The organism is Ruixingdingia sedimenti (genome assembly GCF_031432425.1).
GTDB classification, from domain to species: Bacteria; Pseudomonadota; Alphaproteobacteria; order Rhodobacterales; family Rhodobacteraceae; genus Ruixingdingia; species Ruixingdingia sedimenti.
In genome coordinates this window covers 22,606-29,055 of record NZ_JAVKPH010000036.1, presented here as the reverse complement: position 1 = coordinate 29,055, position 6,450 = coordinate 22,606, and the positions used below count along the sequence as shown (strand labels likewise).

The window sequence follows — 6,450 nt, the reverse complement described above, 5'->3', positions numbered from 1 at the left end:
ATCGGCGCGCAACGCCCGCTGGCCGGCCCGGCCGCAGGGACGGGAGCGCGCCGCGCGGGGATATTTGGGGACAGAAAATGACGCCGCCGCGCCTCCATCGCAGGCGCCTCTGGCGACCCCCGAAGTCCTCGTCTGCCGTCCCTGAAACTTGGGAAACCCCGTCTGCCGTTCACTCACTCTGACGGAAGTATCCTCAAGGGGGGAGGAGGGGCTATTCCGCGGCCCGGGAAGCCCCTGTATCCTTCGCGGAACCGGGGGCCGTGATGCCGCCGTCGAGGTAGACGCGCACCACCAGGTCGCAGATCATGTCGATGGTCATGTGGCGGGGGTTGTACCATTCGATGGTGCGGCTCATCCCCGCGATCACGAAGGGCACCAGCAGGCGCAGCTCGATATCGGTGCGGATGAGGCCCTCTGCCCTGCCCTCTTCCATCAGCCTGTACCAGATCTCGGCATAGGCGCGCCGCTTTTCGCGGTTGCGCCGGCGCATCGTCGGCGGCAGGTGTTCCCAGACCCGCATGAAGGCGCTGGCATGGCCGTCGGCGCTGAGGAAGGTCGTCATATGCGCGCGGAGCGCGGCGATGATGCGGGCGCGGATCGGGGCCTCGGGGCCCTCGGCGGCGATCGCCTCGGTCACGGCGTCGGTCACGAGCGCGATGCTGGTCTTGAGCAGTTCGTCCAGGATCTCTTCCTTGGAGCGGAAGTGATAGTAGAAGCTGCCCGCCTTCATCCCCACCTTGTCGGCGAGTTCGCGCAGGTTGCACTCGCTATAGCCCTTTTCGGCGAAAAGCTGCGCCGCCGCGACCAGGATCTCGACCCGTGTGGCCGCGGCCTTGCGGGTCGCGGGGCGTCTGGCTGTGGTCATGGCTGTCTCTCCCGCTCTGGTCCGGTGGCGTCGGGCGGGCCCGGCGCCCCCTATTCCCATGCCGGTTTCATGCCCCGTCTGCAAGCGCCCCGGCCTGCCGCGCCGCCGCCGTCACCGCCGGGTCGAGGCCCCAGTCCGCCAGCGCCTGTTGCGTATGTTCCCCGCGGGCGGGCGCGGGGCGGGCGATCGCGCCGGGGGTGCGCGAAAAGCGGGGCGCGGGGCGGGGCTGGGCCACGCCGTCGCGTTCCTCCATCAGCCCGCGCGCCAGGTTATGGGGGTGGCGGGGCGCCTCTTCCAGCGTCAGCACCGGCGAGAAGCAGGCGTCAGAGCCCTCCAGCAGCGCCGCCCATTCGTCGCGGGTGCGGGTGCGGAACACCTCTTCGAACCGGCGGCGCAGGGCGGGCCAGTTGGCGCGGTCGTTGCGGTCGGGCAGGCTGGCGGGGTCGATGCCCATCCGGTCCAGCATGGTGCGGTAGAACCGCGTCTCGATCGCGCCGACGGCGACATATCTGCCGTCGCTGGTCTGATAGCAGGTATAGAACGGCGCGCCGCCGTCGAGGATGTTCGCCCCGCGCCGGGGTTCCAGCTGCCCCATCTGGCGGAAGGCGTGGAAGACCGTCATCAGGCTGGTGACGCCATCGACCATCGCCGCGTCGACCACCTGGCCCTGCCCCGACCGGCGCGCCTCGAACACCGCGCACATCAGCCCGAAGGCGAGGTAGACCCCGCCGCCGCCGTAATCCCCCAGCAGGTTGAGCGGCGGCACCGGCGGCCCGTCCGCCGGCCCGATGCAGTCGAGCGCGCCGGTCAGCGCGATATAGTTGATGTCATGCCCCGCCATCTGCGCCATCGGGCCGTCCTGCCCCCAGCCGGTGGCGCGGCCATAGACCAGCCGCGGGTTCAGCGCGCGGCAATCCTCTGGCCCCACACCCAGCCGTTCGGCCACGCCGGGGCGGAAGCCCTCGATCAGGATGTCGGCTTCGGCGATCAGGCCCTTCAGCACCGCCAGCCCCTCGGGCCGTTTCATGTCGATGGCGGCCGAACGTTTGTTGCGGTTGCGCAGGTCGTATTTGCCGGGCATGTCGATGCCCAGATCCGCGGCCTCCAGCCGGTCGATGCGCAGCACGTCGGCGCCCAGATCGCCCAGCAGCATCCCGCAGAACGGCGTCGGGCCGAGCCCGGCGAGTTCGATCACCTTCAGACCAGCCAGCGGTCCCATCCCGGGCTCCTTTCCCATGGTCAGACGACGCCCGCCGCGCGCAGACGGCCGATATCGGCCGCGTCGAGGCCGAGGTCCTGCAACAGCGCCTCGGTATCCTGCCCGAGCGTCGGGGCGGGGCGCACGGTGGCGGTATCGGTCCCCGACAGGAAGGCGGGCGGCGGCGCGACCGGCAGCGGCACCGGCACGCCGGGATAGGCCATCCAGCCGAGCGTCTGGGTCAGGCCGTTTTCGGGTTCCAGCACCTGCGCCGGGCGCAGAAGATGCGTGACCGGGATCCGCGCCTTGCGCAGCGCCGCCAGACATTCGGCCACCGTGCGCGGGGCGCACCAGGCGCCCATGATGCGGCTGAGCTCCGCGCCGTTGTCGCCGCGCAGGATGTCGGTGGCAAAGCGCGGATCGTCGGGCAGGTCGGGGCGGCCGACCAGTTCGGCCCAGCGGCGGAACATCTTCTGGCCCAGCACCTGCACCAGCACCCAGCCGTCCTTGGTCGCGAACAGGTCCGAAGGCCCGGCGATCGGGCTGCGGTTTGCGGTGGGCACGCGGTGGCGGGCGCCCGTCGCCTCCTCCATCAGGATCGGCGTCATCATGTTGAGCGCGGTGCCGACCAGCGACGCCTCGACCAGCGCGCCCTCGCCCGTCTTCATCCGACGGATGATCGCGGCCAGCGTGCCATAGGCGCAGCTGATGGCGGTGCTGAAATCGACATAGGAGGTCGCGGCGCGGTAGGGCTGGCCGGGCGGGCCCGACAGGTACATCGCCCCGCTGACCGCCTGCCCGGTGCCGTCGAAGCCGCCGTTGTCGCGGTTCGGCCCCGACAGGCCGAAGGCGGTGGCGACGGTCAGGATGATGTCGGGGCGGATCGCGCGCAGCGTGTCATAGTCGATCCCCATATGCCGCAGCGCCGCCGGCGGCGCGTTCGCCACCACCACATCGGCGCTTGCGATCAGCCGTTCCAGCAGCGCGCGCCCCTCGGGCCCGGCGGTGTCCAGCGTCAGCGAGCGTTTGCCGCGGTTGGCCTGCAAATACATCGCGCCCTCGCCCCCGGCGGTGATGGGCATCAGATAGCGGTCGTCGGCGCCGCCCGGCGGTTCGATCCGCACCACATCGGCGCCGAGATCGGCCAGCATGCCGGCGCAGAACGGCCCGGCAATGAAGCGGCCGAAATCCAGTACGCGGATGCCTTCCAGAATGTTCTGCATATGGCCAGGGTCCTTCTTGCGGTTCATCGGTCGGGTATGCGCCCGCAATCTTCTAACTGTTGTTAGATTGACAATGCGTGCAATCGCGGTCCCCGTCAAGCCGGTGGGCGGGTACTCAGCGCTTTCGTCCTCCCCAGACCAGGACGGCCACCGCCAGCATCGCCGCGGTCAGCGTCCAGGCCATCGGCCCGACGCCCAGGCTCGACGCCAGCACACCAAGCGCGAGCGGCACGCTGGTTTGCAGGAAATTCGTCAGCGCCATGGTCAGGCCCACGGATTCGTTCACCCGGTCGGGCGGCGCGGCGGCGTAGATCAGGCTCAGCGCGATGGGCACCCCGATGCCAAGGGCCAGCCCCAGCACCAGACACAGCACGGCCAGCGGCTGGAACGCATGGATGAAGGGCAGCGCGGCATAGATCGCCCCGCCGGACAACAGCGCGCCGATCAGGATCACGGGCGCCCGGAACAGCCGCGTGGCGATGCCGATGGACGCGCGCGAGATCAGCGAGCCGATGGAATAGGCCCCCAGCAAGAGCCCCGCCTGCGCCGCCGAAATGCCGGTGGCCAGCGCATGCAGCGACAGGATGAAGGGCAGGATCGTCATCACCGCGCTGAACAGGCTGCTGACGACGACCCAGCGGCGCAGGTCGGGCAGGCGCAGCAGTTCCGCCGTGCGGCCGGGGGCGGGGGGCTCCGCCCCGCCCTTGGGCGTGCGGGTGAAATTGTGCAGCCTCAGCGCGATCATCCCCACCGAGACGACGCCGAACCCCCCGATGGTCCACAGCGCCGCATGCGTGCCGTAATATTCCAGCGCGCTGCCCGCCGCGATGGGCCCGATGAACTGGAACAGCGAATAGAACACCACGAGGACGCCGAGGTTGCGCATCCTGTCCGACGGCGCGCCGCATTCGCTGACCGCGCGGATGGCGACGACATGGCTGAACATCGCGCCGCCGCCGATCATGCAGGCCACCACCAGCAGCACCGGCACCGAGGGCGCCAGCAGGAACAGCGCGCTTGCCCCGACGATCAGCAGGGCCGAGAACAGGATGGGCCCGAAGGTGCCCGAACGGTCCGCCCACCGGCCCACCGCGACGTTGAAAAAGATCGGCGCGGCCGAAAACAGCGCGGCGAGGATCCCCACCAGCTGCGCCCCCGCGCCCATCGTCAGCGCGATCATCGGCAGCACCAGCCGCGCCGCCGCCAGCGGCGCGTTGTTCGACCCGGCGATCAGGATGGTATGGATCAGCAACGCCATCCTGCGCCCCGGCGGGGGCGGCCCCCCGCCCCCGTCCCCGCCGCCGTGGCGGGTTTCTGTCTGCGGGCAAATGACTGCTGCTTCGGCCATGTCTGCCTGGTGCCTGATGTCTGCGCCAGAATGACGCAGACCCCTCAACGGGTAGTGACCGGCCGGTGCGGCAACAAGCCGAAACCCCTCAGCCTTTTCCGATAGGGGGGGACGGATTTGGCAATGGCCCCCCGAACCGGATGCGCCGCCCCGCAGAGGGGCGGCGTCGGCCGTCAGCCGCGCGGCCGGAACACCGGCAGCATCTGCCGCCCGCGCCGGATGAAGGCGACCTCCACCCTGTCGCCGATGGCGATGGATTCGGGCGGCGCGTCGATCTGGGTGAACAGGAAATAGCCTTCTTCCAGTTCCACGAAACCGACGGTGTAGGGCGCGATTTCCTGCCAGGCGGGCGTCGGGCCGCGCCCCACCGTGCTGAAGGAATAGACCGTGCCGCGCCCCGCCGACCGCTGCCATTCCAGCGTCCGGGTGCCGCAATCGGGGCAATGCGACCGCGCCGGCCAGCAGGGTTGGCCACAACTGGTGCACCGCTGATAGGTCAGTTCCTGCCGCGCGCATGCCTGCCAGTAGGACTCGGCATCCATCAGCGGATAGGGCTGGGGAAAGCCGTCGACATATTCGATTTCCATTCCGTCCTCCTTACGCCCGCGTCGACAGGATGCTGACCGCGCCCGCCGCCAGCATGCCGCCCGCACCCTGCACCAGCACGGTTTCCGGCCGCTTCGCCGGCGCCGCGCCAAGCGCGGTGCCGCGCAGCTGGCGGATCGCCTCGACATAGCTGTCCATGTTGCACGAGATCCCCGGCTGGCCGAACGACAGCCAGCCCCCGTTTGTATCGACCGGCAGGTCGCCGTCGATCGCGGTGCGGCCCGAACGGTAAAGCTCGATCCCCCTGCCCTTTTCGGCAAAGCCCAGATCCTCGAGGATGATCGGCCCCATATGCGCGAAGTTGGCGGAAATCTGCGCCATGTCGATGTCGCCCCGCCCGATCCCCGCCTGCGCAAAGGCCTGCCGCGCGGCCTCTGCCGTCGCGGTGTAGACGAGGTTCGGCTGCGGCCCCAAGGTGTCGTAGCGCACCTTGCGCAGGTTCATCCGGTCGCCCAGATATTCATGCGTCGCGGCGGAACCATAGCCCAGCACATGGACCGGGTTGGCAAAGTTGCGGGCATTCTCGACCGAGGTGACGACCAGCGCCCCCCCGGTGCCACCGCCCCAGGTGGAACACATCCAGCGCCGGATCGGGCTGGACACATAGGGCGAGGCCAGGACCTTCGCCACATCCACCGCACCCAGACGGGCCTTGGCGGCGTGGGGATGGCCCACCCCCCATTTCTGGTTCGCCACCGCGACCTCGGCCAGATCGGCCTCGGTCAGGCCGAATTCGTGCAGGTAGCGGCAGGCCGCCTGCGCGTAGAGCGACGGGATTGTCGGGCCATAGGGCACCTCGAATTGCGGATCGGCATCCGCCTCGGCCCCCATGGCGACGGCATCGACGAAAAGCTCCGTCGCGTCGGATTGCAGGCACAGCACGTATTCCGCCTTGCCCGCCGCGATCATCTGCGCCGCGACCCCGACCGAGGCGGTCAGGCCCGCGCCGTGCATCGTCAACTCGCTGTTGATCGTCACCGGCATCTGCATGTGCGAGATGAAGATGTTCGACCATTGCGACCGCTTGTCGGCCCAGGGCGACCGGCCGGTGAACACCGCATCGACCTGATGCCGGGTGATCCCCGCATCGGCCAGCGCGGCATGGGTCGCCTCGACCGCCAGTTGCAGCGGATCCTTGCGGTTGCTGCGCGAGGCATAGGCATCGCCCATGCCGACGATGGCGGCGACGGGCCTCGGGGATCCGGTCATG

At 69.6% G+C, this 6,450-nt stretch carries 6 protein-coding genes; all 6 read right to left on the bottom strand.

The annotated features are described in order from the left end of the window. Positions 1-211 precede the first annotated feature (211 nt). Positions 212-865, bottom strand: coding sequence for a TetR/AcrR family transcriptional regulator (locus tag RGD00_RS19865; RefSeq protein ID WP_310459011.1), 654 nt, complete (start codon positions 863-865; stop codon positions 212-214). A 67-nt stretch (positions 866-932) separates the two neighbouring features. Continuing rightward, a complete protein-coding gene (locus RGD00_RS19860; protein ID WP_310459010.1) occupies positions 933-2,084 on the bottom strand; it encodes a CaiB/BaiF CoA transferase family protein in 1,152 nt (383 codons plus the stop codon). Between the two features lie 20 nt (positions 2,085-2,104). Then, a complete protein-coding gene (locus RGD00_RS19855) occupies positions 2,105-3,286 on the bottom strand; it encodes a CaiB/BaiF CoA transferase family protein (protein ID WP_310459009.1) in 1,182 nt (393 codons plus the stop codon). 115 nt (positions 3,287-3,401) lie between these two features. Continuing rightward, positions 3,402-4,544, bottom strand: a complete 1,143-nt coding sequence (locus RGD00_RS19850; protein ID WP_310459008.1) for an MFS transporter — start codon at positions 4,542-4,544, stop codon at positions 3,402-3,404. Positions 4,545-4,807: 263 nt separating this feature from the next. After that, complete coding sequence (locus tag RGD00_RS19845; RefSeq protein ID WP_310459007.1) at positions 4,808-5,221, bottom strand: Zn-ribbon domain-containing OB-fold protein; 414 nt, start codon at positions 5,219-5,221, stop codon at positions 4,808-4,810. Positions 5,222-5,231: 10 nt separating this feature from the next. Then, positions 5,232-6,449 (bottom strand): thiolase family protein, encoded by a 1,218-nt coding sequence (locus tag RGD00_RS19840; protein ID WP_310459006.1) that lies wholly within the window; start codon positions 6,447-6,449, stop codon positions 5,232-5,234. Position 6,450: the final 1 nt, after the last annotated feature.